We start from the raw sequence: 25,340 nt of genomic DNA, 5'->3' as shown, positions 1-25,340 counted from the left end.
ATTCTGGGTGAGCGGACTGGCTTCTTCCAACATAGCGAGACAGCACAAATGGACCAGCAAAGTTCGTGCTATCAGCACGAGGCAACATGCTGGTTATGGTCGCGCCGGCCACCTGTACCGTCAGTCAACGAATAGACCGGCACCCACCATGGTTTTATCTTTCAAGAAACCAGAAGTTTTTTACGGGTTATTTTCCCCGAGACCGTCGTCGGCAACTGTGCCACAAAACGGATTTCCCGCAACCCAACCCACCGCCCAAGCGCTTGGGCAACCTGGCTAATAAGATCATCCGCGCAGGGCGGGCTGTCCAACCCGGCTTCTGGCACCACATACGCCACGGGACGCTGCCCCCTCAAACCATCGGGGCTGGCTGCGACGGCACAGGCATGAACGGCGGGGTGGGCTGCGATGATTTTTTCAATCTGCACACCAGAAATACGCCGCCCGGCTACCTTGATCACATCATCAGAGCGCCCAAGCATGTGAATGACGTGGTCGCCATCAATCATGCCAATATCAAAAGTCCGATAATGTGTTTTATCCTCGTCAAGATACAGATCCGGGGCATGGACTGCCTTGTCCCGCCATAGTCCTGACAGGCACCCCGGCGGCAGCGGAAGGGACAGAACAATCTCGCCCCCCTGCCCACCGGCCTCCGACGGCACAATGGACGGGCAGAACCCTGGTGCGGGCCGCCCAATATCATTCATGGACACAGCCGCATCAGCCTCATCCAGACCAAAGAAGTGGGCGGCAATGCTCCACCCTGTCTCGGTCTGCCACCAGTGGTTGGCTACCGGTCGCTGAAAATAGGCACGTGCCCAGTCCAGCAGCGTGGGGTCTGCATATTCCCCCGCCACACACACACGGGCCAGATCTGGCCATGTCACATCGGGCAGGTTACGGCTTTCCTGTCGCATCAGCCGCATCTGGGTCGGGGTCGTGAACAGGCATGTCACGGCATGTTCCTGACAAAGCACCCGTATGGCAGATGCTGAAGCCCCGCCTTCCACAATCAGGCTTGTGCATCCGCTGATCAAGGGTGCGTAAACGCCATAAGAATGGCCAACCACCCACCCAAGGTCGGACGTGGTCAAGAATGTATCACCCGCCTTGCAACCGTAAATCAGCTCCATAGACAGTGCGAGGGCCACAGCATGCCCCCCGTTATCCCGCACAATCCCCTTGGCTCTGCCAGTAGTGCCGGACGTATGGAGGATATACAGCGGGTCTTGCGCGCGCACTTCCACCGGCTCTGCCGGGGGAGACTGCTCCAGCGCATGGAAATCATAGTCCCGGCCGGGCACAAGCTGTGCCGGGCAGGCGTTCCGCTGCATGATAATACAAGCCTGAGGCACGTGCTCAGCCTCGGCCAGGGCCTCATTCAACGCTGGGACTGATGGCACCGCTGTCTGACCCTGAAAGCTGCAACTGGCGACAATCACAACCCTGGGGGCAACATCATCAATCCGCCGGGCAAGTTCTGGCCCCGCATAACCGGCAAACACCACCACATGCACGGCCCCCAGACGGGCACAGGCCAGCATGGCAATGGCTGTTTCAATCATAGTCGGCATGGCAACCAGCACACGGTCGCCCTTTTGCACACCAAGAGCCCGCAGCCCCCCGGCAAACCCGGCAACCCTGCGCTGGAGTGCTCGGTAGCTTACAACCTGCCGCTCCTTGGTGGCGCAGGAATGCCAGATCAGGGCTGCCTGATGGCCACGCCCACCCTCAACATGCCTATCCACCGCATTGTAACAGGTATTAAGCGTAGCTGTGGGAAACCAGTCATACCAACCATCTGACCGCCTCCCACATGCCTGAACAGGCGCCTGCTGCCATGTAATCCGCCGTGCTGCGTCCAGCCAGAAACTCTCTGGCTCGGCCGTTACGGCCGCGTGCATGGCGTCATATGTTTTCCACGGCAGCATAGCAGGGTCTTTCACTCAGGCGACAGGAACATCTTTACCGGTAATCTGGCCTGCCAGCCACGCAGCATCCTGCGAAACGCCGGAAAAGCGACCAGACCCCCAAGTGTGCAGCCACGGCAGCCCCAAGAAGTAAAAGCCCGGAGCATCCGTCACACCCCGATGCCAGACGGGCTTGTTGGCACCATTAAACACCGGCACATCAATCCAGTGGTAGTCTGGGCGGAAACCGATGCACCATACAATTGAGGTAATACCGGCCGCTTTCAGATCCAACGGAGCATTCTGGGCCTCGGGCTGCCATACTGGCACATAAGGAGCCTCGGTTGGGGCGCTGATACCTTCGCGCGCAATATACTCATCAATCGACTGTTTGATGTCGGCATTTGTTTTGTCAGCATCATCCAGATTTTCAGCCAGATCAGGCAGAAAATGCGCGATTTCGTCACGGATTGTATCCAGTGTGCCGTGCAGACCAACACCTTTGTTGGCAAACAGACGCAGATCCAGATCATGACCGCCGTTGCGGCCTGTAACGTAATGGTTGGTCTTGTCGCGTGCGCCATCCCGCAGGGGGTGGTTATCCACTGTCAGCTCATAAAAATGCATGTCCGCAAGCCAGTCTACGACATCGCGCCCACGGTAAAAGCGCGATACACGGGGGGCAGAACCGACACACAGATGCACCTTGCGGTTTTCAAGAAACAGATCTTCAACAATCTGCGCCCCGGACTGACCGCTGCCTACAACCAGCACCGCGCCATCAGGCAACTGGCCTGCGTTGCGGTAATCCTGTGAATGTACCTGCACAATCGCAGGGTCAATCGCGCTGGCGTAACCAGGGATGACAGCATCCTGATACGCGCCAGAGGCCACCACCACGTGCTGAGCATGCCAGACCGCCCCACCAGCAACAACGCGGTAGCCCCCGTTTTCATGCCGTGTAATGGAGGTCACTGCCGTGTTTTCATGCAACGGTGCGGAAAATGAATTCACGAACCCTTTGACATACTCAAGGATTTCCTCCTTCACCATAAACCCGTGCGGGTCTTTACCCTGATAGGGGTGGCCGGGCAGCGCACACTGCCAGTTGGGTGTGACGAGGCAGAAGTTATCCCACCGTTCATCCTCCCACGCATGGCAGGCCGTTTTGGCTTCGAACACGACATGCTCGACACCTTCACGGCACAGGTACCAGCTCATGGACAAACCTGCCTGTCCACCACCAACAATAACAACAGGAATTGTTTTTTCATTCTGTGTCATAATAATTTTCCACATCAGGACTTAAAGGACAGGACACGTACCAGCGCGTCAGGTCGATGGAGAAACGGCGCGCAAACCCGTTTGATGGTCTGCAACTGGCCAAGTGCCCGGCTACAGGCAAAGCCATAACGGGCCTGCACGCGGTCGCTGGCTTCTGTCAGGGCTGTTTCTGCTTTTTCAAGAAATTCCGGGGCTGGATAATCCTGGCCGGGCGTAAAATACTCCTGCACCACCAACGAGGGTGAATAGCAGTCGCTTTCCGTACCATCTGGCCAGCGCACACGAAATATCATTTCAGGCATTGTTCTCAATCCCTTACAGCGGGGCATGAGCGCGCGACAGTTCTGCCAGGCGCCCATACGCGGGAAGATGACGGCTGGCGACACTGCGCCAGTCAAAACGACGGGCCGTGACAGGGCCTCTCGCCAAAAAGCGGTCTTGGCTCTTGTCCTGCACCGCATCCCTCAGGGCCATGCCCAGCGTATGGGCACAGTCAGGGCGGCACCACAGCACATCCATATCTAAAAAATGCTCGTTAAACGGGGCCATGTTAGGCACAACAACCGGGGTGCCACAGGCCAGTGCCTCCAGCGGGCACAGGCCAAACCCCTCCGTGATGGAAGGATACGCCAGCACGGCCGCCTGCCGGTAAAGGGCTGGCATATCTGCATCGGCCACCGGGCCGATCACGCTCACATGCTCGGCCATGCTGCTGTCCTTAAGCCGCGCCTCAAACTGGCTCCGATAGGCGGAATGGTCCAGCAGGGACACTCCACCCGCAATAACCAGATGCAGGCTTGGGTTTTCCTGACAGAACGCCAGAAAAGCATCCAGCAACAGCAGGGTATTTTTACGACGCTCCACCCCACCAACAGCCAGAACCAGTTGCCTGTCAGCAGGCAGGCCGTAGCGGGCGCGCAAGGTGCCATCCTGCTTGGCCGGTGCTGGTGTAAAGTGCTGCGTGTCAACACCATTCCCGACATTGGGCGCCTTGCGGCCATGGGTGTTGTGCACAATGCCTTCCCACACCGCGCTGACGGTAAACAGCTCACGCGCAGCCGTAAGCCCGCGTAACTGCCGCCCGGCAAGTCCGGGGTGGGTAAAACTGTCCATATGGTGGACTGTACGGGCAAACCCCCGTACCTCCCCTGCCTGCACAAGGTCCGCCAGTGCATTGGCACTTATGGGGTCCTGCGCGTGCAGCACATCAAAACGCGCTGGGTTTATGGCGTTACGGATCTCGCCAATGCGGCATTCCACCAAAGCGGGCAGGTCCTGCACAGCCTGCGCCGGAATACAGTGCACAGGGCAACGCGGTGCCCGAAAAAAACCTGCACCCGTGACATCCGGGGCAATCAGCGTGGCCTCATGCCCGGCCTCACACAAGGCCTCGGCCAGCGCCATGCCATGCACAACCCCACCCCGCGGGTTGGTGGAATGGGTGAGGATACCGATCGACAGGCTCATGGCGCACACCCCATCAGCGGCATCTGAGCCAGGTCCCAGAAGGTTTCTGCCTTCCCGGCCCATGTCACGTCCAGCCGCTGTGTTGTGTTACACTGGCCAATAACCGCCGCTGCAATCCCACGGGCCTGAAAACGCGCCAGAACTGCCGCAGCATGCTCCGGCCGGGCAGTCAGCAGGTAGCCATAGCTGGGAAAAGACGATAGCCAGCGCTCCATAGGCGCACCCGCAGGGCGGGGAATATTATCCAGCGCAATGGTCATACCCACGGCTGAACATTCTGCCAGCATAAGGGCCGTGCCCAGCAGGCCCGCCATGCTGATATCTTTGGCCGCGCGGCTCAACCCGTCCTCGGCAATGGCGGGCAGGAGTTGAATATCCCCCCGCAGGCGAGCAGCATCATCCGTATGGCAAAGGGCGGAGCTTGAATCCCAGAAAGGATGGGGGTCATGCCAGCGACCGCGCAGGTCAATGGCAGCAATCAGCACCTCACCGGGGCGGGCGTCAAAACTGCTTAACAGGCGATTGGCACGACCCAGAATGGCGACAGAAAGCGAATTATGGGTGCTACGCATGTTGGTATGCCCACCTACAACAGGCACACCATATGTCTGCGCACCGTCATGCAGGCCTGTCAGGATGGCAGTAGCTGCGTCTGATGTATCGCTCCACAACGCGTCCACCACTGCCAGCGGTCGCCCACCCATGGCAGCAATGTCGCTGACATTGACCATGACCCCACAATACCCGGCAAACCAGGGCATGGCGCGCACAAAACTGTCCTGAAATCCCTCGCTGGCAAGCAGAAGGTAGCCGTCTCCATCCGGTATGGCCGCACAGTCATCCCCAAGGCGGATATCACCTCTGGCTTTGGTCCCCAATATGGAAACCGCCTGGGTAATGTCCTGCTTGGCCGCAATGGCACGGCTATTCCGCAAGCGCCGCAGCATGGTGGACAGCACCTGTACCATTATGCCACCTGCCTGCTACGGGACTGCGGCCGCAGTAGCCATGTCTGGTCCTGCCCATGGGGTGGGTAGCGCGACAGGTCGGCCTCCATATCATGGTGCGGCAGACCGTGCAGTGTGATTTCCCCAAGGCTTTTCCAATGCAGGCGACGAAAGAACAATACATTCTGTTCCTGCACCTGTGCCAAAAATCGGGTGGCCCCCAGACCATGCGCCGTGCTGACCGCCATACGGATCAGTTCCGCCCCGATGCGCCCGAGTTTGCGATGTTCAGCATGCACCGCAAGGCGGGAACCACGCCACAGGCCCGGTTCCACCTCATGAATACGCACAGCACCAACAACGCGGTCAGGCATGCCCGCCATGCAGCAGGCTGCAATAATAGGCATGGCAACCTGGTCGATGATATCGCGGTCATCATCGCGGAACACACCCTGCTCCGTGCAGAACACAGTGCGCCGCAGGGCGTAATAACCCGCGAGCTCCCACGGAGTACGGGCCAGCCGCACCACATATTCTGTTGGAACGAACGGGCGGTTTTCCACCCCTTCCAGCCACACCGTCATTGCTCATACGCCGAAAGGGAAGAACACGCCCCACAGCGGCCACACCCGGCCCGAATGTCGGTCGACTTCATGTTAGCCTCCCGCAGCATACGGCCAAGCGGTGCCAGAACGGATTTCATGAAATCAGCACTCGGTGGCGCATGATTTTCCAGTGGTGTGCCCGAGATAGGCACAAACGGCACAACAAAAGGATAAACCCCAAGTGCTATCAGCCGCTCGGCCAAAGCCAGAATATCCGCCGCACTGTCACCCAGGCCTGCCAGAATGTAAGTATTGACCTGCCCACGCCCAAAAACAGGCACAGCACTGGCAAACGCATCCATATAACGCTCAACACTGACAGTCGCCTTGCCGGGCATGATTTTTTCACGCACAGCCTGTGTTGCAGCCTCAAGGTGCATGCCAAGGCTGTCTGCCCCGGCCTCCCGCAGGCGTTGGAACCACGTGTGATCACGCGGGGGTTCGCACTGCACCTGCAAGGGCAGGTCCACTGCGGCACGGATGGCACGGGCTGAATCTGCCAGCACGGCAGCCCCCCGGTCCACGACATTGGGGGTGCCTGTTGTCAGCACCATGTCGCGCACACCATCCAGCTCTACAGCGGCTTTTGCAACTTCAGCCAGTTGGGCAGGCGTTTTATAGGCAATGGTTCGATCAGCTTCCAGCGACTGGCCTATGGCGCAAAACTGGCAGGATGTCCGACGATCCGCATAGCGGATACAGGTCTGATGCACAGTGGTTGCCAGAGTATCGCGCCCATGCAGCAGGGCAATCTTCCAATACGGAACACCCTCTGCCGTCGTCAGACCATAAAAACGTGGGGCTGCTGGAAAATGGATGGTGCCCAAGGGCTGCCCATCACGCACAAGGATACTCGCCCCCTTCCCATCAGGTGGACTGGCCTGAAAAGGTGAACGCCGCGCCCCGGATGTATAGACCGGCACCATGACAGTCTGACCCGCAATGGTGATTGTCTTATGGTCCGAAGGGCCAGCCCCGCCCTTGCGGGTCATGCCCCCCGTCTGCCCCCCAATCTGCAAACCAAAGGATTGCAGATCCGTCACAAGCTGACGGCCTGAAAGCGTGCCAAGAGTGGGTACGGTCATGCCCCAGTCCCCCCCAGAGTGTCTGGTGTGTCCTCGCCCACATAATGGACCGGACTGGCTGGGCGGCGGTCGTGCAGCAGGCTGAGCAGTTCTGGCCGGGCATAATGCCCAACGCTGTCCATCATGCGCTTACGCTTGGTAATAAGGCCGAAATCAAGGTCGGCAATGACCATCCCTTCCCCCTCGGTCAGGGGGGCACCAAGCAGCTTGCCTTCGGGGGACACAATGGCGGTAAAGCACCCACCCCGTAGCGGCCCTTCCAACGCCGGATTACCGGCGATGCTCTGCACCTGCTCTTCTGTCAGCCAGCCTGTGGCATTCACAACAAAGCACCCGGATTCCAGCGCATGGTGCCGAATTGTGACTTCCATCTGGTCTGCAAAAATCTGCCCCACCAAAGAACCGGGGAACTGGGCACAATGGATTTCTTCATGCTGTGTCATCAGCGCGTAGCGGGCCAGTGGGTTATAATGTTCCCAGCAGGCCAGCGCACCGATACGGCCCACAGCACTGTCCACCACCTTCAGGCCTGCACCATCACCCTGCCCCCAGACCATGCGCTCATGGTAGGTTGGCGTTATCTTGCGGCGTTTGAGCAGGATTTCACCGGTCGCATCAAAAATGACCTGTGTGTTATATAGCGTGCCAAAATCACGCTCGTTCACGCCCAGCACCACAACCACACCCGTCTGACGGGCGGTTTCAGCCACCATATCCGTAACCGGGCCGGGAATGACAACTGCCCGTTCGTACAGTTCCAGATGTTCTGAACCAAAACGGAAAGCAGGCTGAATAAACGAAAAATATGGATAGTAAGGTACAAAAGTTTCAGGAAAAACTGCCAGATTCACGCCTTTTTCGGCGGCATCGCGGATAGCCTGGCAGACTTTTCGTGCAGTGCCCAGACCATCATCACCCAGCACAGGGCTGATCTGGATTGCTGCAGCGCGAACAATACGTGACATACTGGCAGTCCTTCCCGACAGTTTTTAGACAGTCCAGGTATCAAGGATAAATGCATTATCCCGACGGGCGATCAGGATCAGGTCCAGTACATCCTGCGGGTTAATTGGCGTAATGCCGGGGATAAGCGACTTTTCACCATGGCCATACAGCGCCTGGAGAGCAAAGCGACAGGCGTAAACTTTACCGCCTTCCTCAAGAATTTTCGTAATCTGCTTGTTGCAGTTCATATGACCGGGGAAGGCCTCGTCCCCCAGACGGGGAAAGCCGCGCTGCACGCCAAGGGTGACACCCGGCCCATACAGAAGGACTGATGTTTCAAACCCCTTGCGGATAAGCCGTGTTGCCTGCAACAGATTAACGAAACCAATCGAACCTTCAAACGCAACCGTGTGGAAGGTGATCAGTGCTTTTTCACCCGGTTTAGCTTTAACGTCTTCAAAAACCTTGTTTTCGTAATCAACAAAGCAATCACCATCCTGGTGGGGGGCATGTTCGATTTTCGGCATAATGTCTCTCCCGTATGGCGCGGTAACCGACGAGGTGCCGGGGCAGCCGCTGCTCTGGAAGAAAACGTGGCATGGAATATATCGGGCGTAAAATTTTGTATGGCATTTAATATGATGACAATCAGAGCAATCTGAAAAACAGATCACCCCCACGGGGGCACACAAGCATACAATACTTCAGACAGCTACAGACAATCCCAATGCAACCACATAACCCATTGTTTTTATGTGCTTTTAATATCACGTTTTTGTGATACCAAGCGGCAGCTTATCTCGAACCGAACGCCCCCACTATGCTGACAGCCTATAGCCAACCGAGTCCATATGCCCTCAGCAGGTCAGACAATATCCGTAAACCCAGGGGAGCGTTTATGCTCCAAAACCGACATGACCCCATGCAGGGATTCCTCAAGGCTGGCGGCATCTGGAGCACTGCCCAAGGCAATCCGTGCCCGCTGTGGCGGTTCCCCACTGATGGTAAACACTGTGCTGGGCACAAGCGCCAACCCCCGCCTGCGCGCATAGGCCACAAAATCGGAACTGCCCCACCAGTCAGGCAATTTCAGCCAGACATGTGGCCCATCAGGGTTCATACAATGCTTTTCACCCAGTATCCTGCGTGCAATTGACTGACGCAGCCGCAGTTCCTTCTGGATAGCGTGCAGGATCGTATAGGCTTGGCCTGTCTGCATCCACCGGGTTGTCAGGGCACTCAGCAAACCCGCGTTCGTCAACGCAATAGCCCGAATGGCCGCCGTCACCCGCCGGGTCATATCGGCACTGGGCAAGGCAACATAGGCTGTACGCAAGCCTGGGCTGAGCACCTTGGCCAACGTCGCTACGTAGCTGACACGACTATGATCAAGGGCCGCCAGTGCGGGCAGCGGATCATCCATCAACAGGCTGTAGGGGTCATCCTCCGCAATATGCAGGTGGTGGCACTGCGCCACGGACAGAATATCCTTGCGCCTTTGCAGGGACATTGTTGCCGTCGTGGGGTTGTGAATGGTTGGGATACAATACAGCAAACGCGGGTGATGTTCCGCACAGGCTCGATCAAGCTGATCAGGCATAATCCCTTCCCTGTCACTATCAACCCCAACCAGAATAAGGCCAAACTGCGCCGCTATTGTCCGAATACCGGGGTAGGCAATGCGGTCTGTAACAATGACATCACCCGGCTGGGTATGCGTGCTGACAATGGCTGCCAGAGCACTCTGTGCGCCAGGAGACACCAGAATTTCATCCGTCCTGCGGGGGCCAACAACAGGGGCAATCCACTTCGCGCCTAACTGACGGTCCTCGATTGTCCCCCCCGTCACACGGTAGGACATCAGACTGTTCAGATCCTGCTGCTTCAAAAGAGCCGTGATATCGCTTTGAATAATATGCTGGAGCGAGGGTTCCTGCGGAATAGGCGGCAGGTTCATGGTCAGATCCACCACTGCTGGCCCGGTATGCCGCCAATGGCTTTCCCCCGCGCCAACACGCACAAAAGTGCCCCGACCGACTGTTGCATCAATCAGGCCGCGCCGCCGCGCTTCTGCAAAGGCACGGGTTACTGTTGTCAGATTTGTGCCGATATAGCTGGCAATAGTCCGCTGGGGCGGCAGTTTGTGCCCTTCCTGCAAGTCACCTTTGCGGATGGAAAGAGCCAGAGCATCCACCAGTGTCAGATAAATGGCTTTGGGGCTCTGGCTGATCTCTTCTTTCCAGCGCGCGAGATACGGATACTCGGACATGACACAAGGCTTCCATATATATGACCGGGAATCAGTCGATCACACTCCATACAATCAATGCAATAACTGACCATACATTTATTTCCATAACACCAAAGCAGGTGGCGGCGTCTAAAAACATCTTGGTATTGAGGTCTGCGCTGTAAGTCCATTTTTCCGGCCCTGACTGGAGAAATGGCGATATGAAACAGCCCGGTTTCTTTGATGTTGAGCAGCGGCTTGCGCAGTTAAGCAGGCTTTGTGACCCACTCGAAGCGCTTTCCCGGACTGTGGATTTTAACGCGTTCCGCCCTGATCTGGAAAAATCTCTGTCCTATCCTTGGCCTGGAACAGTCTGACCGCGTGCCAGATGCCAAAACCATCAGGCTGTTCCGGGAACGTCTGACACAGGCGAAAGCAATTGATATTTTGTTCAACCACTTTGATGCGACTTGGAGAGTTCGAAAAACTCTTGATTGAGTGCTCTGGCACCTAATTTCGGTCAACGGCTTCTACAATAATTTTTCAGGATGGAGCCAACAGGCGGGACTTCCCAAAGAATGCAACAATCACCAGCCATAAAACGTTTGCAGAAGTCGAGCGCTACACCCGGGTGGTAGAATAGAAACGCCTCGCCCAAGAAGCAATCAGCACGATTTCATAATGGCACACATTTAGTTTAACTGATTGATTTTGCTGTGGGGAATAACAATATGGCGGAGAGGGAGAGATAAAAAAATGCTATGAACGTAACATATTGATTTTATAATGGATTTTTACAAAAAATTTTGATTTTTTTACTGTTTTAGGCCAGTGTGTATCACATATATCTGCCTAACATGACAAGGGCATAAAATTTTTAAGGTGTGCCGTAATGCCGTATATTGATGATACATCCGTTTGCTCAAATGACGAAATCCACAAAATAATGGATGAAATCTCAAGTGAAATACAAAATGCAAAACTGGGATGGAGACTAACAAATAATGCCATTAATCGTTTTGTTCTGAGTGATATTTCCATAATATGGAGATATGTTTATAATAAAAATGATATCGTATTAGCAAAAAATTTCTATCACGCATCATGGTTATTTTTTCACAAAAAAGATTCATTTTCAGCGCAAATAATATTGAATATAATAAAGGGAGATCTTAATTTAAATGCAGAGTATTATGCAACAAATATAGATAATTCTTATTATTCATATTTATGCGAGTTTTTTTATATTTCATATATTATTTGTTTTTTATCATTTTTTTTGCATTTATATTCTCAAATGGCACCAACGTCATATCAAGGCTTTCAGGGATATATTGGTTTTTTTATGTTGAATTCGCAACAATTAAGAGATTTAAGCATTACACTATTTATGTCTTGTCTTGGCTCTTTATTCGCATGGAATAGAAAAAATGTTTTTGCATATATAGATTCAAAAGACCAAAAAACATCTATGAGAAACGTACATTGGAATATAAAAAAATCTCAAACTCTCGCATTCCAAAGTGCTGCTTTAGGAGTTTTGGTATTTTTATTAAAAAACGTCTCAAACTTTTTCTTTAAGTTTGATGTTTCAAATATGTTTATAATTTCAATTTTTTCATTTTCTGTTGGGATGGGAGGAGTTCTTTCTGAAAAATTTATAAAACGCATTACAGATATCGAGATTTATTAAAACCACTCGAAAATTTTATGAATACTATATCAAAACCCCACGTTTCCGGGACATGGCAAAAAAGCTCTGGTTTTCATGTCTTGGTTTCATATCAGAACTGCGGTTTATGATACAACCTGAGTGAGGTTCAAGGCTTTCCACGCTGTCATTCGTGAAGTGTTCAAGATACAGGCTACTTGGAGGGATCAAAAAACCCACTGCTTTTGAGCGTTTCTGTGTGATTCCATTTCCCGTTCGTTGATTAGCACTACAGTTGCATATTGTGTTGAGTTCTGACTCTATGAATAACCATGATTCAGGATATGATGACTGGTGGTGCGTCTGTTGAAGAGACGCTGGAATTATGGGTGCGTTCGCTTCGATCAGCCAAGGAGCGGATTGCTCCACTGTTTACGCAAAAGCGTGTCGCGGATTCAGCGTGTTCTTTCCTTGATGTTTTAATTGGCAATGATCCACGCAAGACAGGTTGGATGCGGGCAGAAGCCGCAGGAGATCCCGGTCCCTGGCGGCAGCAGGCACTTTTGGGGCGCGGGCGCTGGGATGCCGATGCTCTTCGTGATGTCGTGAGGGAATATGTGATCGAGCATCTGGGCACTGAAGATGGTGTACTGGTGATTGATGAGACCGGTTTTCTGAAGAAAGGTCAGGCGTCATGCGGTGTCGGGCGGCAGTATACGGGATCTGCCGGCAAGATCACGAACTGCCAGATTGGGGTATTTGCCACCTATGTCTCAGCGCGTGGCCATGCCTTTATTGACCGCGCCCTGTATCTCCCGCAAGACTGGACATCGAACCGTGAGCGCCTCCAGCAGACCCACGTTCCCGATGACGTGGTGTTTGCAACCAAACCGGCGTTGGCCTCGATGATGATCGAGCGCAGGCGTGCCCTTCCGCTGGGTCGCAGCAGACAGCGTGTATGGCGTCGGCGATATGGAACGCACACTTCGTCGGGCAGGAATAGGATATGTCCTTGGCGTCAAAGGCAATCACTGGTTCGGGTCATGGGCAACAGACCCGCTGATTGCAGGAGAAGCAAGAGATATTGCTGCGGCTCTGTCAGAGAATGACTGGCACCGCCTGTCTGCGGGGCACGGCACAAAGGGTGAGCGACTGTATGACTGGGCATATCTTGCGCTTGCCGATCTGGATGCTGAAGAATTTGACTGCCCTATTGCCGGATCATGGACACGTGGCCTGTTGATCCGTCGGACCATCGTCGATGGAGACCTCGCCTATTTTACGACTTGGTGTCCGAAAGGGATGACCATACAGGAACTCGTGAACGTTGAAGGAACGCGCTGGAGGATCGAAGAATGTTTCGAAGCAGCCAAAAACGAATTCGGTCTCGATCATAACGAAACCCGTTCCTGGCATGGTTGGCATCGGCATGTCTCTTTGGTCATGCTTGCCTATGCCGTCATGGCAAGTGTGCGGTATCAGGCAAACTCACTGAAACCGAAAAAAACACAACGCAGAACACGATCATCCTTATCCGATGGTCCATACAGGAAATCAGGCGCATCGTTGTAAAGCTTGCACAACGCCGCCTACCCGTCGCCCATATCCTCAGATGGTCCGTCTTTCGACGAACACATCAGGCCAACGCTATGCGCTTTCACTCACGACACAAAATGCAACTGTAGTGCTAGGCACCATACGCACGCCGGAGATTTTACAAATCTCCTGTTCCTCTGCTTTGTGCGTGACAAGTCAGAAACAGAGTTTCTTCCTTGCAAGAGAGTGCCAAAAATTAAAAACACAATTACTGGAAATAAATCAATTTTATTTAAAATAATTAATTAAATAAATACTGTTCTAAAAACTTGCCTTTAGGAACACAGAACCCTTACACTGTAAACATAAGGGTTAAATTGTATTCAATACTATGTATTCAAAATTAATCACCTGATTAACAATTTAAGGAGAGATTTCAAAATGGCAATTTATGGTTATGCACGTGTCAGCACCAGAGACCAGTCCACTGATATGCAGGTCACTCATTTACTGGAATCCGGGATTCCTAAAGAAAGAATTTTTACAGAAAATATTTCCGGTGCAACAGAAGACAGACCAGAGTTAAACAGATTGTTAAATCTGTTGCACAAGGGCGATGTTGTGACTGTCTGGAAGGTGGACAGGCTTGGGAGAAGAACAGCCCATCTTGCACGTTTACTGGAAGAGTTTAACGAAAAAGGAATAACAGTCAGAAGTCTGACAGAAGGTGTGGATACGTCAGACAGGTCAAGCCGAGTCAGTTATCTGTTGATGTCTGTTATTGCTCAGAATGAACGTGAGACCATTAATGAGCGCATTCGGTGTGGCATAGACCATGCTCAGAAATATGGAACAAAGTCAGGTCGTCCCATAGGCAGACCCAAAGTCAGTTCCGTTAAAGTACAACATGCTCTGGAGCTTTTAGCATCAGGAAAAAGCTACAGACATGCGTCTTCCATTTCTGGTGTGTCTTTAGCCACATTGGTCAGACGTGTTCAGGCTATGCAACAGGATAACCAGTTTACACGCCAGACCAGTATTTTTGAGGCATGAAGAAGTAACCTGCTACCAGAGGAATGTCCCATTCCGGTCAGCCAGATGGTCAAGGAATACAGGGTATTTCACCTTGTCCATGAACAGTCTGGCTTCTTCATATGAGAGGTTGGAACCGTAGCCAGACCCTACCTCACCCGTCTCATGTCCAAAAATGCGATTTACAATTTCTGGATGCAAGCCGGACGTGCGGAGAACCTGCCGGAAGGTATGTCTGAAGGAATACAAGACCAATGCTTTATCGGTATATCCTACCTGTCGGAGATAACGATTCCCACGTTTGGACCATGCATCCACTGAAATGACACCAGTGGGGCTTTCCACAAGACTCCGGCCTTTGGTTTTCTGTCTTTTAGCCCATTCCAGAAACCCGACCTGTTGCAGTTGGGGAAGGACAGGAATCAGACGGGGGCTGTTCTGGGTCTTGGTGCCAGACTTCCGCAAATCGATGCAGGGAATATCTTTTAGATAATAAAGGTCTGATGATGCATAAGCAATTTCAGCATCTCGCGCACCTGTCAGGGCCATAATCATCATAAACCAGAAATCATGGTCCCTGTGTCGGTAATTCCCTGGTGAAGCTCGCATGGTTGAAGACTTACTTCCAAGGAACAGAGGCGTGTTGAAGAATCGCTTCAATTCATCAGAGGTGAAAGCCCTGCGAATATCTTCCTGACGTAGCTGTTTTTCCTCCAGGGTTCTTCCGCGACCTTTGACATCAGCAAAGCCCCTGTCCGCAACATACCCACAGGACACAGCCCAGGCCATAAAGGTGCGGATTTCTGACATCTGACGTTCAATGGTTTTCGTCTTGCGAACCTGTCCATCCCGGCCTGGAGTGTCACGCAGATGGTCAGCATAACGTTTCACGTCATCCTTGGTCATATCCCGCATGGGTTTGCGACCAATGACAGCAAGCACCTGCTTCATCGTGGTTTTATAGGCTGAGATGGTTTTTCTGCTGTAGCCGGGATGGTCCCGAAAAAATTCTTCAACAAGGTCCGGCCATGATGTCATGGAATAGGTGTCTGATTCTGCTGTTTCCTCAGTCACAGAAGCAACAGGAGCAGGACTTGCCACACCACCAAGTTTGATGGCTCTTTCCAGCCCTTCGGTAACACCTTTGCTGTGTGCTTCCTGCCATGCGTCAGTCAGGATTGTCAGGTGTTCCAGATGTTCCCTGTCTTTACGAACGTCATGTTCCAGCAGGCCAATGCGGGCTTTCATCCACTCAGCAACAGCTTTGATGTCATTTTCCGGTAGCTGGCTGATTTCTTCCTGATGACGTTGCAGGAAGTCTTTCAGGTCAGAAGCCGTAATCTGTTCATCTCTGTAGGCTGTAATGGCTTGAGCGAGCTTCTGACGCATGTCGTTCCAGATATTTGACAGTGTAGCGACCAGAGCCACAGCCCTGTTTCTGGCTGTCATTCTATCATGGGTTTTCAGGCTTTTAACAACATAACATCCCATAAGGGGACGCAGGTCAGCAGGGTTCCTGACACGCAGATACCAGCAGTTTCTACGTTGGGTCATGTAAGGTGTGGCCATGTCCATTCCGTGTGTCACAAGCGTGTATCACACAGCGGGAAGCCAAAAATTTTGTGCTGTAAAATCAACCACTTAGGTGGCATGGCGGAGAGAGAGGGATTCGAACCCTCGGTACGCTATTAACGTACACACGCTTTCCAAGCGTGCGCCTTAAGCCGCTCGGCCATCTCTCCAGCGCGAGAGACGTAATAGCAAGATTACGGATTGAGGCAAGAGGGAAAGCGACCATTCCGACATTTTTTTATATCAAACAGTTATCGCAGCCTGTGCATTGCGGATAAAGCGCGCGATTGCCGCAGGGCTCTTGATACCTGGAGCCTCCTCAACGCCTGATGAAACATCAACCGCCGGAGCGCCTGTCCTTGCTATGGCCGCCGCCACATTGTCCGGTGTCAGACCGCCAGCCAGCATCCATGGGAAAGCAGGTTGCCAGTCCGCCATCATGCTCCAGTCCATCTGCTGGCCATTGCCGCCCGGCCGGGTCGCATCTGCTGGGGGCTTGGGTTCTATCAGAACCCTGTCGGCCACACGGGTAGCGGGGAGTTCCGCCCGGCGGCTAACCGGCAGCGACAGCCACACTGGCAAGTCAAAGTGCTTTGAAAACCACTCTGCCTCATCAACACTCGTATAGAGTTGCAACACATCCAGCCGGACATGCTTGAGAACATCAGCAATAACGGCAGCATCTGGCCGCACAAACAGGCCAACCCGTGCTGGCCCCCCTATGGTGCGGGCTGAGAGCTGACGTGCCTGCTCAGGCGTTACAAAGCGCGGGGAACGCTGAAAAAAAACAAAGCCGACCCAGTCGGCCCCATGCTCAACACAGGCATCAAACCCTACAGCCTCTGTCAGGCCGCAGATTTTAACACCAACGCTTTGCGCTCCCGTATGCGCCATCCCTCAGCCCGCCAGTTCAGCCGCAATTGCCGCCGCAGCCGCAGCAGGGTCTGCCGCCTGGGTAATGGGCCGCCCAACCACAATCCAGTCTGCCCCGGCATCCCGCGCTTGAGCGGGGGTCATGGTCCTTTTCTGGTCGCCACTGGCGGCACCCGCAGGGCGGATACCGGGTGTCACAAGCACGGGGTTGTCACCCAGTTCAGCACGCAGCATGCTCAGTTCCTGAGCCGAGCAGACCAGACCATCAATCCCGGACTGCACGGCCAGCTTGCCAAGCCGCAGCACTTGGGCTCGGGCACCATCTTCCACACCGGTTTCTGCAAGCCCCTGATCATCCAGACTGGTCAGCACCGTGACTGCCAGCAGCAAGGGCCGTTCACCTTGGGGAAAGGCCTCATCACATGCTTTGCGGGCTGCTTCCATCATGGCGCGTCCACCTCCTGCATGCAGGGTCAGCATCCGTGGCCGCAGGTATGACAAAGCACGCACGGCAGACCCAACTGTATTGGGGATGTCATGCAGCTTCAGATCCAGAAACAGGGGACGACCACCGGCCACATCCGCCACAGCCTGAAACCCTGCCGCGTAGGCAAATTCCATACCCAGCTTGAGCATTCCTGCAGCAGGCCCAACGTCCTGCGCCCACTGGCTGGCCTGCGCCGGAGACTGGGTATCGAGGGCAACAATCAGACCTGTTGTGCGTGTCTGGTCAGACATTGGGTATCGTTCCGTTTTCAGCAAGAGAATGTGTTTGGGTCACAACCCCAGCAGGCGGTGCTGCAAGCTGGGCATTGGCAGCCTGAAGCTGGGCGAGTTGAGCCTCAAGCTCGCGCACCTGCTGTTCCGCCCGGCGGGCGCGGCGGCTCTGGCGCAGTTCCACCACCCACAGGCAGAAAGCCCCCAGCAAAAAGGCCGTAGCAGCCACCAGCAGCGCCAGTACTCCAGCAGAGCACTTCCAGCTATAGGTAAGCAGCCACATATCCAGCGGGTCCTGGTTACTGGCGCTGAAAACAACAAGCGCCAACAGGAAGGGAACAATAATTATCAGTCTGACCATGGCCTAGTGGTAGCGCCATCATGCACACGGAATCAAGCAGGCTGTGCGGTGGTTGTTCCGGCAGCCCACTGGCTGACCCGACACCTCTGTCCGTGTATAGAATTTATTAGCCTCCGACCCGTAACATCATGCCTCTCCATCATGACGAGGCTGCGCCCACACCCATGTCATCTGCCCCCTCCTCGGCCCTTTGGTATGCCTTTGACCCCACGTGGTACAGGCAGACATATGCCCCCCTGCACGAGGATATAGTCCCCCTCTCCGACCCGGAACTGGAAGACTGGTACGCAGCCCATGGAGCGCCCTCCGGCCATTCCCCCAACCGCTATTTCAACGAGGAATGGTACCGGCTGACCTGTACAAGCGCCATGGCCGGGTTGGCGGATGGAACCTACCGATCTGGCTTTCACCACTACTGCACGGAGGGCCTGCATGATTGCTCCCCCCATATGCTGTTTAATGAACGTTTCTATCGCAGCCACCATGCTGACCTGACAGAGGCCAACCTGGCCACCGGTGGCTACGTCAACGGCTACGACCATTACCTGCGCGCCGGCGATAGCGAACACCGCACCGGCCATCCCTTTTTCAGCCCGACCCTCTATCTATCCAACAGGCCGGAGGAAGACCCGGCTCTCAGCCATCTGCCGCCCTTCCACCACCTACTGCATATGCCTGCCGACCTGCCCGACCGTATCCGCCTATCCCGCCATTTTGACCCGATATGGTACCAAGCCATGCGCCCGGACATGACCCATATGGTACAGTGCGGACTGGCCCCCAACGTGCTGCAACAGTTCCTGACCACCTTTACGGCGGGGCGTTTCTGAGTTTTTCTTGCGCCTTTCCGGTGGTATCCGCCAGATTATGGAAAGGCTCGGCATGCTGGTTCTGACACAAGGTGATCCCTCGGGCATTGGGCCGGAAATTACCATCAAAGCCTGGCATAGCCTGAAGCAGGATGGTCCAGCCTTTGTATGGCTGGGAGACCCCACCCTTCTGGCCCCCCATGTGCCAACACAGGTCGTGCAGGATATTACCCAAGGGGGCGAGGTCTTTCCCCACGCTATCCCTGTACTGCCGCTGCCATTGGCCGCCCCGGCCTGCCCCGGCAAACCCGACACCCGGAATGCCACCAGTGTTATCGACAGCATCCGCCTTGCAACAGAACTGGCCTTGCAGGGCAAAGCCAGTGGGATTGTCACCAACCCCATCAGCAAGGATGTGGTACAGGGGGCTGGCTTTACCCACCCCGGCCACACCAGCTACCTTGCCGAACTCTGCGGTGTCGCAGGGCAGGAAGTCATGATGCTGGCCAGTCCGCTTCTGCGGGTTGTGCCTGTGACAGTCCATGTAGCCCTCCGCACCGCCATTACACAGTTGACCACCGACCTGATTGTCCGCACCGCACGCACCGTGGCGCATGGGCTCCAGCGGGACTTCGGCCTGCCCCACGCCCCCCGTATTGCCGTGGCGGGGCTTAACCCCCATGCCGGAGAAAACGGCCTGATGGGGCTGGAGGAGCGCGAGGTTATTATCCCCGCCATCACTCTTCTGCGCTCGGAAGGATTCGATGTAAGCGGCCCCCTCCCCTCCGACACCATGTTTACCCCCCAGGCCCGCAGCCGTTACGATGTGGCCTTGTGCATGTACCATGATCAGGGGCTGATCCCGCTGAAAACGCTGGACATGGCTGGCGGGGTCAATGTCACGCTTGGCCTGCCTATTATCCGCACATCCCCCGACCACGGCACGGCCTTTGACATTGCCGGGCAGGACAGGGCAGACCCACACAGTCTGGAAGCCGCCATAAGGCTGGCCGCCCAGTTAAGCGCCAACAGAAGGACACCCGCATGACACTGCCCATCAGGCTTGGCGTCAACATCGACCACGTTGCCACCATTCGCAACGCGCGCGGGGGGGCGCACCCCGACCCCGTAGCCATGGCCCTGCTGGCCGTGCAGGCCGGTGCCGATGGCATTACCGCCCACCTGCGTGAAGACCGCCGCCACATCCGCGATGCCGACCTGCAACGCCTGCGGACCGAAATTGCTGCCCCCCTGAACATGGAAATGGCGGCCACGGCAGAAATGCAGGCACTGGCGCTGGAGTTATCCCCCCACGCCTGCTGCCTTGTCCCAGAACGGCGGGAAGAACTGACAACTGAAGGCGGCCTGAATGTTGCTGGCCAACTGGAGCAGTTAACCCCTTATGTGCAGCGCCTTGTGGCACGGGGCATCCGGGTCTCGCTCTTCATCGACCCAGCCTCGGAGCAGATTGCAGCCGCCGCGCAAACGGGTGCGCAGGTTGTTGAACTGCATACCGGTGCTTACGCGACAGGACAGGCTGGAGAAATTGAACGCCTGCAACAGGCGGCAACACAGGCCGCCGCACTAGGACTGGAAGTGCATGCAGGCCACGGGCTGACATTCGACAATGTCGGCCCCGTTGCCAGTATCCCACAGATACGCGAACTCAATATCGGTCATTTCCTGATCGGTCAGGCCATAGCCGATGGGTTGCCTGCCGTTATCCGTGAAATGAAGCACCGTATTGCCCAGGGCATGGTGTCCTGACATGACAGAGCAGGACTACAAACCCTCCAAAGCCCTGATGAGCGCCGTAATCGGTATGGGCTTTCTGATTGTGGTTGGTGTAGCGGGCCTTGTCGGGGTTATCCTGCACAGGATGAATGCCCCCACCCCGCACACCCTGCCCTCCGTCCCGCTGACCGACACCCCGACACCCCCGACCTCTACCCTGCCCGTGCAGTTGAACCTGCAACCCGGTGAGCATGTCGCCGGGCTGGCTGGTGTGGGGGCAGGCCAGTTGGCACTCCACATTGCCGGGCAGACTGGTGACAGGGTTGTCCTGTGGGACGCGACAAGCGGGCAGTTCCATACGGCCATAACCATCCCGCCCGCCGCAGCACCGCGCTGACCGACGCCCCACCGCCCCCAGACAGGAGACACACACTGTTATGAAACGTCTTTTCGCCCTTGGCGCATGCCTGGCCATTCCCCTGCTTGCCGTTGCCCCCTGCGGGCATCAGGCCGTTGCCCAGAGCGTGCTTGATGGCAGCGACAAAAAAGCGGCAACACCTTTTACCCGCTCTACGCTGAAAACGCTTGAAACACGCTTTGCTGGCGGGCACCCGCGCTTTCGTAAACTGGCGCTGCACAGCACAGCCGAGAAAAAACAGGTGCTGTGCGGGGAGTTCAGCCTAAGCACAGTCAAGGCCCCTGCTGACGACAGCTTTGTGCTTTTTGGCGCGACCGAAGGCGGAGATGCCCCGGTTGTTTACGAACCCAAGGACATCCCGACCGAACTGGACTTTCGTGAAGTCAACCAGTGGATCAACCATGGTGCCGACCTGGAAGACCTGGAAGAAATGGGCTGTGTGCCAGAGGGCAGCTACCGCCAGTATAGCGACAAGCTGAATCTGGTCTTGCAGCACCGCAAAACCAACACGACGCGCTGATCCGGCTGCCCGGCCCCATACCATCAGGGCCGGGCTGACCTGCGACAAAAACATAACAGCCATGCCGATCACAAAAGCAGCAGCTTTTACCCCAAGGCCCCAGAATCGCGCTATATAATTGACAACAGGGCAATTTCATTGTCATTGTCGGGCCGACTACGCACAAAAAAACAAAAACAACCGGCTTCAGGCAATGAAATATCTAAACCTGCTTTTGCTGCTACCGTTTATCGGCCTGCTCTGGATGCCGTTCTATGACCGGGCGGACCCCGTCATACTCGGCTTTCCCTTTTTCTACTGGTACCAGTTCGCCTGGGTGCCGGTAACATCCGTGATTATCTGGGTTGTCTGGAAAAAGGGACACGACGCATGAGCCACATTGATCCGTGGGCACTTGGTGTCTTCGTTTTCTTTTTTGCCGCGACAATCATCATCGGCTCTTCCATCCAGTGGATCCGCAGCCTTCTGAGCAAGAAGGAAAAAAGCGGCAACTCCCATGAAGAATGGGGGCTGGGTGGCCGTGAGTTCGGCCCCTGGGTAACGTGGTTCCTTGTTGGGGGTGACTTCTACACCGCTTACACGGTCATTGCGGTGCCTGCCCTTGTGTACGCCGTGGGGGCTTATGGCTTCTTTGCGCTGCCATACACCATTATTGTGTACCCCTTCATCTTCCTTGTCATGCCCAAGCTGTGGAAGATCGCGCATGCGGGTGGCCATTCAACGGCGGCGGATATTGTCCGTGCCCGCTTTGGCAGTCGTTCGCTCGAAATTATCGTGGCGCTGACAGGGCTTGTCGCTGTCATGCCCTATATTGCCCTTCAGCTTATCGGTATTCGCACTGTTGTGCAGTCACTTGGTCTGCCCGGTGACCTGCCGCTGGTCATCGCCTTTGTCTCCCTTGCCGCCTATACGTGGCTGGGTGGGCTGCATGCCCCGGCACTGACTGCCTTTATCAAGGACATCATGATCTATATCGCCGTTCTGGTGGCGGTTACGGTCATTCCCATGCATACGGGTGGCTACGCGGCGCTGTTTACCAACACAGCCGACCACGCCACGGTGCTGGCACCCGGCCAGGGGCTGCCTTATGCAACGCTTGCGCTGTCCTCCGCCTTTGCAGCCTTCCTGTACCCGCATACGTTGACAGGTATTCTGGCTTCACGCTCGGCTGACACCATCCGCCAGAACGCAGTCTACCTGCCGGTTTACACCATCGTGCTGGGGCTGATTGCCATGCTGGGCTTCATGGCGCATGCGGCTGGCATTGTCACCACCAACAACTCGCTTGTGGTGCCCATGCTGTTCCAGAAGGTCTTTCCCTCCTGGTTTGCTGGCTTCTGCCTGGCCGCTATTGCTGTGGGTGCGCTGGTGCCTGCCGCTGTCATGGCCATTGGCGCTGCCAACCTGGTGACCAAGAACCTGCTGCCTGCTCAGGCAAACCCGGTGCGGGCAAGCCGGATCACGGCTCTGCTGGTCAAGCTGGGGGCGCTGCTGTGCGTGCTGTTCCTGAACGCCAAGTTCGCCATCGACCTTCAGCTTCTGGGGGGTGTTATCATCCTGCAGACCTTCCCGGCCCTCATCATGGGGCTGCTGCGCCTGCGTCTGTCCACTGCCGCCATCCTGACCGGCTGGGTTGTTGGTAGCGTGGTCGGCCTTGGCCTGTGCTGGATGGATGGACTTAAGCCTATCCACCCGATCAACCTGGGGCTGTTTTCGGGCAATGTTTCCACCGGGCTTATCTCCATGTGCCTCAACATCGTTATTGTTCTGGCCATTTCGATGCTCCGCCCTGGTCCGGCCCACAACGCCCAGACAGCAAGCTGATTACTGTTCCAACAGGAACCCAAAACAGAAAAGGGGAGGCCATATGGCCTCCCCTTTTTTATGTCTGCCCTGCCTCAGGACAAACTACGATCACGGGCCTTATAAGGCCAGATAGACAATCTCACCCGCAGTATCTGTACTATCCTGATGGAAGCACTGAGTCTGTTCCCTCAGCACACGGTACAAATCTATCCCCTTGTTACGGGCTGGCTCTTCCAGGCAGGCATACAGGTCTTCCACTACGTAACCCTGCTGACCTGCGGCGCGCAGCAACAAGGGGGAGCGCCCCTGCCTGCGGCAGAGCCTGAAAAACCCACGCAGGACAGAAACCCCCTGCTGTTCCAGTTCCGCAAGCGTTGGGGCGTAGAAGTCCACCTCCCCCCCAAGGCCAAGGAACACGCCACGGAGAAGAGTACCTGTTGTGTTGGCACTCAGAACAGCAGGAATCCCACCGATCAGCATGACATCCTGGGCTGAGCTGAACATGAGTGTGCAGAAATCCTCTACAGGCTGGAACAATCTTTCCCTGACCTGATACACTGCCCTTCTTCCCCACACCAGAGGGACGCCCGGCGGGGCAAGGGCCGTGCAGACAAACCTCTCCCGCATGTTGTTGAAAGAACCACCCAATGCCTCCTTCTGCCCTGTCAAAGCGCCGCACGCTTCTTCTTTCCGGGCTGGCATTCGTAGCTGGGGTTCCAGCCATTAGGCCCACGATCGCGCAAGCGACGACCCCAGACACAGGCACACAGGGCTTTCAGGCGGTTGAGGCACTGTTCCAAACCGCTGTGAAGACTGGCCTGACACCCGGCGCAGTCGCTGCGGTCGGCCACCAAGGCAAAGTGGTGTGGACAGGGGTGTTCGGCCAGCGCGCAATCGTGCCAGCACCCGAGACCATGACCTGGGATACCCGGTTTGACATGGCCTCCCTCACCAAAGCCCTTGTGACTGCCCCAGCCCTGATGCAACTGCGCGCGCAAGGGCTGGTCGCACTGGACACGCCGGTATGGCACTACCTGCCCGCCTTTGCCGCCAACGGCAAACAGGACATTACCATCCGCCATTTGCTCACCCACTACTCCGGCCTGCCCCCTGACCTGCCACTGGATACCCCTTGGCAAGGGCGCGACACCGCAATAGCCCTGACCATGGCCTGCCGCCCGGTCACGCCACCCGGCACGCATTTTCTGTATAGTGACATCAACTTCATCACCCTTGGATTGGTGATTGAAAAACTCTCTGGCCAACGCCTGGCGGACTACGCAACCACCCATATTCTGGCCCCGTTGGCCATGCAGCATTCCGGCTTTACCCCGAGCCCCCACGGCGCAGGCCCCATAGCCCCGACGCAGTTTGATGAAACCGGTATGATGCTGCGCGGTGTCGTGCATGATCCAACTGCTCGCCGCATGGGGGGTGTTGCCGGGCATGCGGGGCTTTTTTCCTGCGCGGATGACCTCATCCTCTACGCGCAGGCTCTTCTGAACAGGCGGGCAGGCCTGCCCTCTCCTTTTCCACTCAGCACGCAGGATGTGGTGTTAATGTCCACCCCCCAACAGCCTGCGAGTATGCACGACCTGCGCGGCTTGGGGTGGGATATTGCCACCCATTATTCTACCCCGCGGGGGGATTATTTTCCGTCCAACTCTTTCGGGCATACAGGGTTTACAGGCACATCCCTCTGGCTTGCCCCTAATACCCGCAGCTTTGTGCTGATCCTGACCAACCGCGTCCACCCGAATGGAAAAGGGCGCGTTGTGCAACTACGGCATGATGTCGCCTCGGCCGCAGCTCTGGCGTTACAAAGCATGCCCTGA

General features: G+C 55.5%; 25 protein-coding genes, 1 tRNA gene and 2 pseudogenes. 12 read left to right on the top strand and 16 right to left on the bottom strand.

Features of this window, described 5'->3' with window-relative positions:
* Positions 1 to 161: 161 nt before the first annotated feature.
* The 10 genes from FLP30_RS07880 to FLP30_RS07835 form a co-directional block, all read right to left on the bottom strand.
* Positions 162 to 1,934 (bottom strand): AMP-binding protein, encoded by a 1,773-nt coding sequence (locus FLP30_RS07880; protein WP_149279330.1) that lies wholly within the window; start codon positions 1,932 to 1,934, stop codon positions 162 to 164.
* Positions 1,935 to 1,949: 15 nt separating this feature from the next.
* Positions 1,950 to 3,197, bottom strand: a complete 1,248-nt coding sequence (locus tag FLP30_RS07875) for an MSMEG_0569 family flavin-dependent oxidoreductase (protein WP_149279329.1) — start codon at positions 3,195 to 3,197, stop codon at positions 1,950 to 1,952.
* A 14-nt stretch (positions 3,198 to 3,211) separates the two neighbouring features.
* Positions 3,212 to 3,499 (bottom strand): MSMEG_0570 family nitrogen starvation response protein, encoded by a 288-nt coding sequence (locus FLP30_RS07870; RefSeq protein WP_149279328.1) that lies wholly within the window; start codon positions 3,497 to 3,499, stop codon positions 3,212 to 3,214.
* A 13-nt stretch (positions 3,500 to 3,512) separates the two neighbouring features.
* Positions 3,513 to 4,664, bottom strand: a complete 1,152-nt coding sequence (locus FLP30_RS07865; protein WP_149279327.1) for an MSMEG_0565 family glycosyltransferase — start codon at positions 4,662 to 4,664, stop codon at positions 3,513 to 3,515.
* Positions 4,661 to 5,632 (bottom strand): sll0787 family AIR synthase-like protein, encoded by a 972-nt coding sequence (locus FLP30_RS07860; protein WP_149279326.1) that lies wholly within the window; start codon positions 5,630 to 5,632, stop codon positions 4,661 to 4,663. Before FLP30_RS07860 ends, FLP30_RS07865 begins: the two co-directional genes overlap by 4 nt.
* Positions 5,632 to 6,195, bottom strand: coding sequence for an MSMEG_0567/Sll0786 family nitrogen starvation N-acetyltransferase (locus FLP30_RS07855; protein ID WP_149279325.1), 564 nt, complete (start codon positions 6,193 to 6,195; stop codon positions 5,632 to 5,634). The genes FLP30_RS07860 and FLP30_RS07855 overlap by 1 nt, the downstream gene beginning before the upstream one ends.
* Positions 6,192 to 7,301: an MSMEG_0568 family radical SAM protein gene (locus FLP30_RS07850; RefSeq protein WP_149279324.1), complete on the bottom strand. Its 1,110-nt coding sequence runs from the start codon at positions 7,299 to 7,301 to the stop codon at positions 6,192 to 6,194. The genes FLP30_RS07855 and FLP30_RS07850 overlap by 4 nt, the downstream gene beginning before the upstream one ends.
* Positions 7,298 to 8,266: a Nit6803 family nitrilase gene (locus tag FLP30_RS07845; RefSeq protein WP_149279323.1), complete on the bottom strand. Its 969-nt coding sequence runs from the start codon at positions 8,264 to 8,266 to the stop codon at positions 7,298 to 7,300. The genes FLP30_RS07850 and FLP30_RS07845 overlap by 4 nt, the downstream gene beginning before the upstream one ends.
* Before the next feature lie 24 nt (positions 8,267 to 8,290).
* Positions 8,291 to 8,773, bottom strand: a complete 483-nt coding sequence (locus tag FLP30_RS07840) for an MSMEG_0572/Sll0783 family nitrogen starvation response protein (protein WP_149279322.1) — start codon at positions 8,771 to 8,773, stop codon at positions 8,291 to 8,293.
* A 338-nt stretch (positions 8,774 to 9,111) separates the two neighbouring features.
* Positions 9,112 to 10,515 carry an aminotransferase-like domain-containing protein gene (locus FLP30_RS07835; protein ID WP_149279321.1) on the bottom strand — a complete coding sequence of 468 codons (1,404 nt, stop codon included), beginning with the start codon at positions 10,513 to 10,515 and terminating at the stop codon, positions 9,112 to 9,114.
* 182 nt (positions 10,516 to 10,697) lie between these two features.
* On the opposite strand from FLP30_RS07835, the pseudogene FLP30_RS07830 reads away from it, so the two are divergent.
* From FLP30_RS07830 to FLP30_RS07810, 4 genes and pseudogenes are all read left to right on the top strand, one after another.
* A pseudogene (locus tag FLP30_RS07830) lies at positions 10,698 to 10,953 on the top strand (IS5/IS1182 family transposase); the annotation flags it as partial.
* 415 nt (positions 10,954 to 11,368) lie between these two features.
* Positions 11,369 to 12,169 (top strand): hypothetical protein, encoded by an 801-nt coding sequence (locus FLP30_RS07825; protein WP_149279320.1) that lies wholly within the window; start codon positions 11,369 to 11,371, stop codon positions 12,167 to 12,169.
* A gap of 290 nt (positions 12,170 to 12,459) precedes the next feature.
* Positions 12,460 to 13,699: pseudogene (locus tag FLP30_RS07820) on the top strand (IS701 family transposase).
* Between the two features lie 405 nt (positions 13,700 to 14,104).
* Positions 14,105 to 14,716 (top strand): recombinase family protein, encoded by a 612-nt coding sequence (locus FLP30_RS07810; RefSeq protein WP_149279318.1) that lies wholly within the window; start codon positions 14,105 to 14,107, stop codon positions 14,714 to 14,716.
* A 12-nt stretch (positions 14,717 to 14,728) separates the two neighbouring features.
* Here the strand turns inward: FLP30_RS07810 and FLP30_RS07805 are convergent, their stop codons facing one another.
* From FLP30_RS07805 to FLP30_RS07785, 5 genes are all read right to left on the bottom strand, one after another.
* Positions 14,729 to 16,264: a DUF6538 domain-containing protein gene (locus FLP30_RS07805; RefSeq protein ID WP_168200068.1), complete on the bottom strand. Its 1,536-nt coding sequence runs from the start codon at positions 16,262 to 16,264 to the stop codon at positions 14,729 to 14,731.
* Positions 16,265 to 16,346: 82 nt separating this feature from the next.
* A tRNA-Ser gene (locus FLP30_RS07800) sits at positions 16,347 to 16,437 on the bottom strand.
* A gap of 73 nt (positions 16,438 to 16,510) precedes the next feature.
* Entirely contained in the window at positions 16,511 to 17,161 is a 651-nt protein-coding gene (locus tag FLP30_RS07795) for a phosphoribosylanthranilate isomerase (protein WP_149279316.1), read from the bottom strand.
* A 3-nt stretch (positions 17,162 to 17,164) separates the two neighbouring features.
* Positions 17,165 to 17,878: an orotidine-5'-phosphate decarboxylase gene (gene pyrF / locus FLP30_RS07790; RefSeq protein WP_149279315.1), complete on the bottom strand. Its 714-nt coding sequence runs from the start codon at positions 17,876 to 17,878 to the stop codon at positions 17,165 to 17,167.
* Positions 17,871 to 18,218, bottom strand: a complete 348-nt coding sequence (locus FLP30_RS07785) for a lipopolysaccharide assembly protein LapA domain-containing protein (RefSeq protein ID WP_149279314.1) — start codon at positions 18,216 to 18,218, stop codon at positions 17,871 to 17,873. The genes pyrF and FLP30_RS07785 overlap by 8 nt, the downstream gene beginning before the upstream one ends.
* Positions 18,219 to 18,382: 164 nt before the next feature.
* On the opposite strand from FLP30_RS07785, the gene FLP30_RS07780 reads away from it, so the two are divergent.
* From FLP30_RS07780 to FLP30_RS07750, 7 genes are all read left to right on the top strand, one after another.
* Positions 18,383 to 19,048 carry a glycosyl transferase gene (locus FLP30_RS07780; protein WP_149279313.1) on the top strand — a complete coding sequence of 222 codons (666 nt, stop codon included), beginning with the start codon at positions 18,383 to 18,385 and terminating at the stop codon, positions 19,046 to 19,048.
* Between the two features lie 52 nt (positions 19,049 to 19,100).
* Positions 19,101 to 20,075, top strand: a complete 975-nt coding sequence (gene pdxA / locus FLP30_RS07775) for a 4-hydroxythreonine-4-phosphate dehydrogenase PdxA (RefSeq protein ID WP_149279312.1) — start codon at positions 19,101 to 19,103, stop codon at positions 20,073 to 20,075.
* Complete coding sequence (locus FLP30_RS07770; RefSeq protein ID WP_149279311.1) at positions 20,072 to 20,794, top strand: pyridoxine 5'-phosphate synthase; 723 nt, start codon at positions 20,072 to 20,074, stop codon at positions 20,792 to 20,794. Before pdxA ends, FLP30_RS07770 begins: the two co-directional genes overlap by 4 nt.
* Position 20,795: 1 nt before the next feature.
* Positions 20,796 to 21,158, top strand: a complete 363-nt coding sequence (locus FLP30_RS07765; protein ID WP_149279310.1) for a hypothetical protein — start codon at positions 20,796 to 20,798, stop codon at positions 21,156 to 21,158.
* Between the two features lie 40 nt (positions 21,159 to 21,198).
* Positions 21,199 to 21,699 carry a hypothetical protein gene (locus tag FLP30_RS07760; RefSeq protein WP_149279309.1) on the top strand — a complete coding sequence of 167 codons (501 nt, stop codon included), beginning with the start codon at positions 21,199 to 21,201 and terminating at the stop codon, positions 21,697 to 21,699.
* Between the two features lie 193 nt (positions 21,700 to 21,892).
* On the top strand, positions 21,893 to 22,072 hold the full coding sequence (locus tag FLP30_RS07755; protein WP_149279308.1) for a DUF3311 domain-containing protein: 180 nt from the start codon (positions 21,893 to 21,895) through the stop codon (positions 22,070 to 22,072).
* A complete protein-coding gene (locus FLP30_RS07750; RefSeq protein WP_149279307.1) occupies positions 22,069 to 23,523 on the top strand; it encodes a sodium:solute symporter family protein in 1,455 nt (484 codons plus the stop codon). Before FLP30_RS07755 ends, FLP30_RS07750 begins: the two co-directional genes overlap by 4 nt.
* A 99-nt stretch (positions 23,524 to 23,622) precedes the next feature.
* On the opposite strand, the gene FLP30_RS07745 is transcribed toward FLP30_RS07750, so the two are convergent.
* Positions 23,623 to 24,009 carry a toxin-antitoxin system protein HicB gene (locus tag FLP30_RS07745; protein WP_149279306.1) on the bottom strand — a complete coding sequence of 129 codons (387 nt, stop codon included), beginning with the start codon at positions 24,007 to 24,009 and terminating at the stop codon, positions 23,623 to 23,625.
* Positions 24,010 to 24,152: 143 nt separating this feature from the next.
* Between FLP30_RS07745 and FLP30_RS07740 the strand changes: the two genes are divergently transcribed.
* Positions 24,153 to 25,340 carry a serine hydrolase domain-containing protein gene (locus FLP30_RS07740; protein ID WP_149279305.1) on the top strand — a complete coding sequence of 396 codons (1,188 nt, stop codon included), beginning with the start codon at positions 24,153 to 24,155 and terminating at the stop codon, positions 25,338 to 25,340.

Source organism: Acetobacter vaccinii, from assembly GCF_008365315.1.
In the GTDB taxonomy this organism is placed as follows: domain Bacteria; phylum Pseudomonadota; class Alphaproteobacteria; order Acetobacterales; family Acetobacteraceae; genus Acetobacter; species Acetobacter vaccinii.
This window is presented reverse-complemented; position numbering and strand designations above follow the sequence as displayed.

Excerpts from the sequence above, each read along its gene's own strand:
- FLP30_RS07845 (WP_149279323.1), bottom strand. The coding sequence starts at position 8,266 with ATGTCACGTATTGTTCGCGCTGCAGCAATCCAGATCAGCCCTGTGCTG.
- FLP30_RS07760 (WP_149279309.1), top strand. The coding sequence starts at position 21,199 with ATGAAACGTCTTTTCGCCCTTGGCGCATGCCTGGCCATTCCCCTGCTT.
- FLP30_RS07835 (WP_149279321.1), bottom strand. The coding sequence starts at position 10,515 with ATGTCCGAGTATCCGTATCTCGCGCGCTGGAAAGAAGAGATCAGCCAG.
- FLP30_RS07795 (WP_149279316.1), bottom strand. The coding sequence starts at position 17,161 with ATGGCGCATACGGGAGCGCAAAGCGTTGGTGTTAAAATCTGCGGCCTG.
- FLP30_RS07810 (WP_149279318.1), top strand. The coding sequence starts at position 14,105 with ATGGCAATTTATGGTTATGCACGTGTCAGCACCAGAGACCAGTCCACT.
- FLP30_RS07805 (WP_168200068.1), bottom strand. The coding sequence starts at position 16,264 with ATGGCCACACCTTACATGACCCAACGTAGAAACTGCTGGTATCTGCGT.
- FLP30_RS07825 (WP_149279320.1), top strand. The coding sequence starts at position 11,369 with ATGCCGTATATTGATGATACATCCGTTTGCTCAAATGACGAAATCCAC.
- FLP30_RS07870 (WP_149279328.1), bottom strand. The coding sequence starts at position 3,499 with ATGCCTGAAATGATATTTCGTGTGCGCTGGCCAGATGGTACGGAAAGC.
- FLP30_RS07765 (WP_149279310.1), top strand. The coding sequence starts at position 20,796 with ATGACAGAGCAGGACTACAAACCCTCCAAAGCCCTGATGAGCGCCGTA.
- pdxA (WP_149279312.1), top strand. The coding sequence starts at position 19,101 with ATGCTGGTTCTGACACAAGGTGATCCCTCGGGCATTGGGCCGGAAATT.
- FLP30_RS07840 (WP_149279322.1), bottom strand. The coding sequence starts at position 8,773 with ATGCCGAAAATCGAACATGCCCCCCACCAGGATGGTGATTGCTTTGTT.
- FLP30_RS07785 (WP_149279314.1), bottom strand. The coding sequence starts at position 18,218 with ATGGTCAGACTGATAATTATTGTTCCCTTCCTGTTGGCGCTTGTTGTT.
- pyrF (WP_149279315.1), bottom strand. The coding sequence starts at position 17,878 with ATGTCTGACCAGACACGCACAACAGGTCTGATTGTTGCCCTCGATACC.
- FLP30_RS07875 (WP_149279329.1), bottom strand. The coding sequence starts at position 3,197 with ATGACACAGAATGAAAAAACAATTCCTGTTGTTATTGTTGGTGGTGGA.
- FLP30_RS07865 (WP_149279327.1), bottom strand. The coding sequence starts at position 4,664 with ATGAGCCTGTCGATCGGTATCCTCACCCATTCCACCAACCCGCGGGGT.
- FLP30_RS07770 (WP_149279311.1), top strand. The coding sequence starts at position 20,072 with ATGACACTGCCCATCAGGCTTGGCGTCAACATCGACCACGTTGCCACC.
- FLP30_RS07740 (WP_149279305.1), top strand. The coding sequence starts at position 24,153 with ATGCCTCCTTCTGCCCTGTCAAAGCGCCGCACGCTTCTTCTTTCCGGG.
- FLP30_RS07750 (WP_149279307.1), top strand. The coding sequence starts at position 22,069 with ATGAGCCACATTGATCCGTGGGCACTTGGTGTCTTCGTTTTCTTTTTT.
- FLP30_RS07860 (WP_149279326.1), bottom strand. The coding sequence starts at position 5,632 with ATGGTACAGGTGCTGTCCACCATGCTGCGGCGCTTGCGGAATAGCCGT.
- FLP30_RS07880 (WP_149279330.1), bottom strand. The coding sequence starts at position 1,934 with ATGCTGCCGTGGAAAACATATGACGCCATGCACGCGGCCGTAACGGCC.
- FLP30_RS07855 (WP_149279325.1), bottom strand. The coding sequence starts at position 6,195 with ATGACGGTGTGGCTGGAAGGGGTGGAAAACCGCCCGTTCGTTCCAACA.
- FLP30_RS07755 (WP_149279308.1), top strand. The coding sequence starts at position 21,893 with ATGAAATATCTAAACCTGCTTTTGCTGCTACCGTTTATCGGCCTGCTC.
- FLP30_RS07850 (WP_149279324.1), bottom strand. The coding sequence starts at position 7,301 with ATGACCGTACCCACTCTTGGCACGCTTTCAGGCCGTCAGCTTGTGACG.
- FLP30_RS07745 (WP_149279306.1), bottom strand. The coding sequence starts at position 24,009 with ATGTTCAGCTCAGCCCAGGATGTCATGCTGATCGGTGGGATTCCTGCT.
- FLP30_RS07780 (WP_149279313.1), top strand. The coding sequence starts at position 18,383 with ATGTCATCTGCCCCCTCCTCGGCCCTTTGGTATGCCTTTGACCCCACG.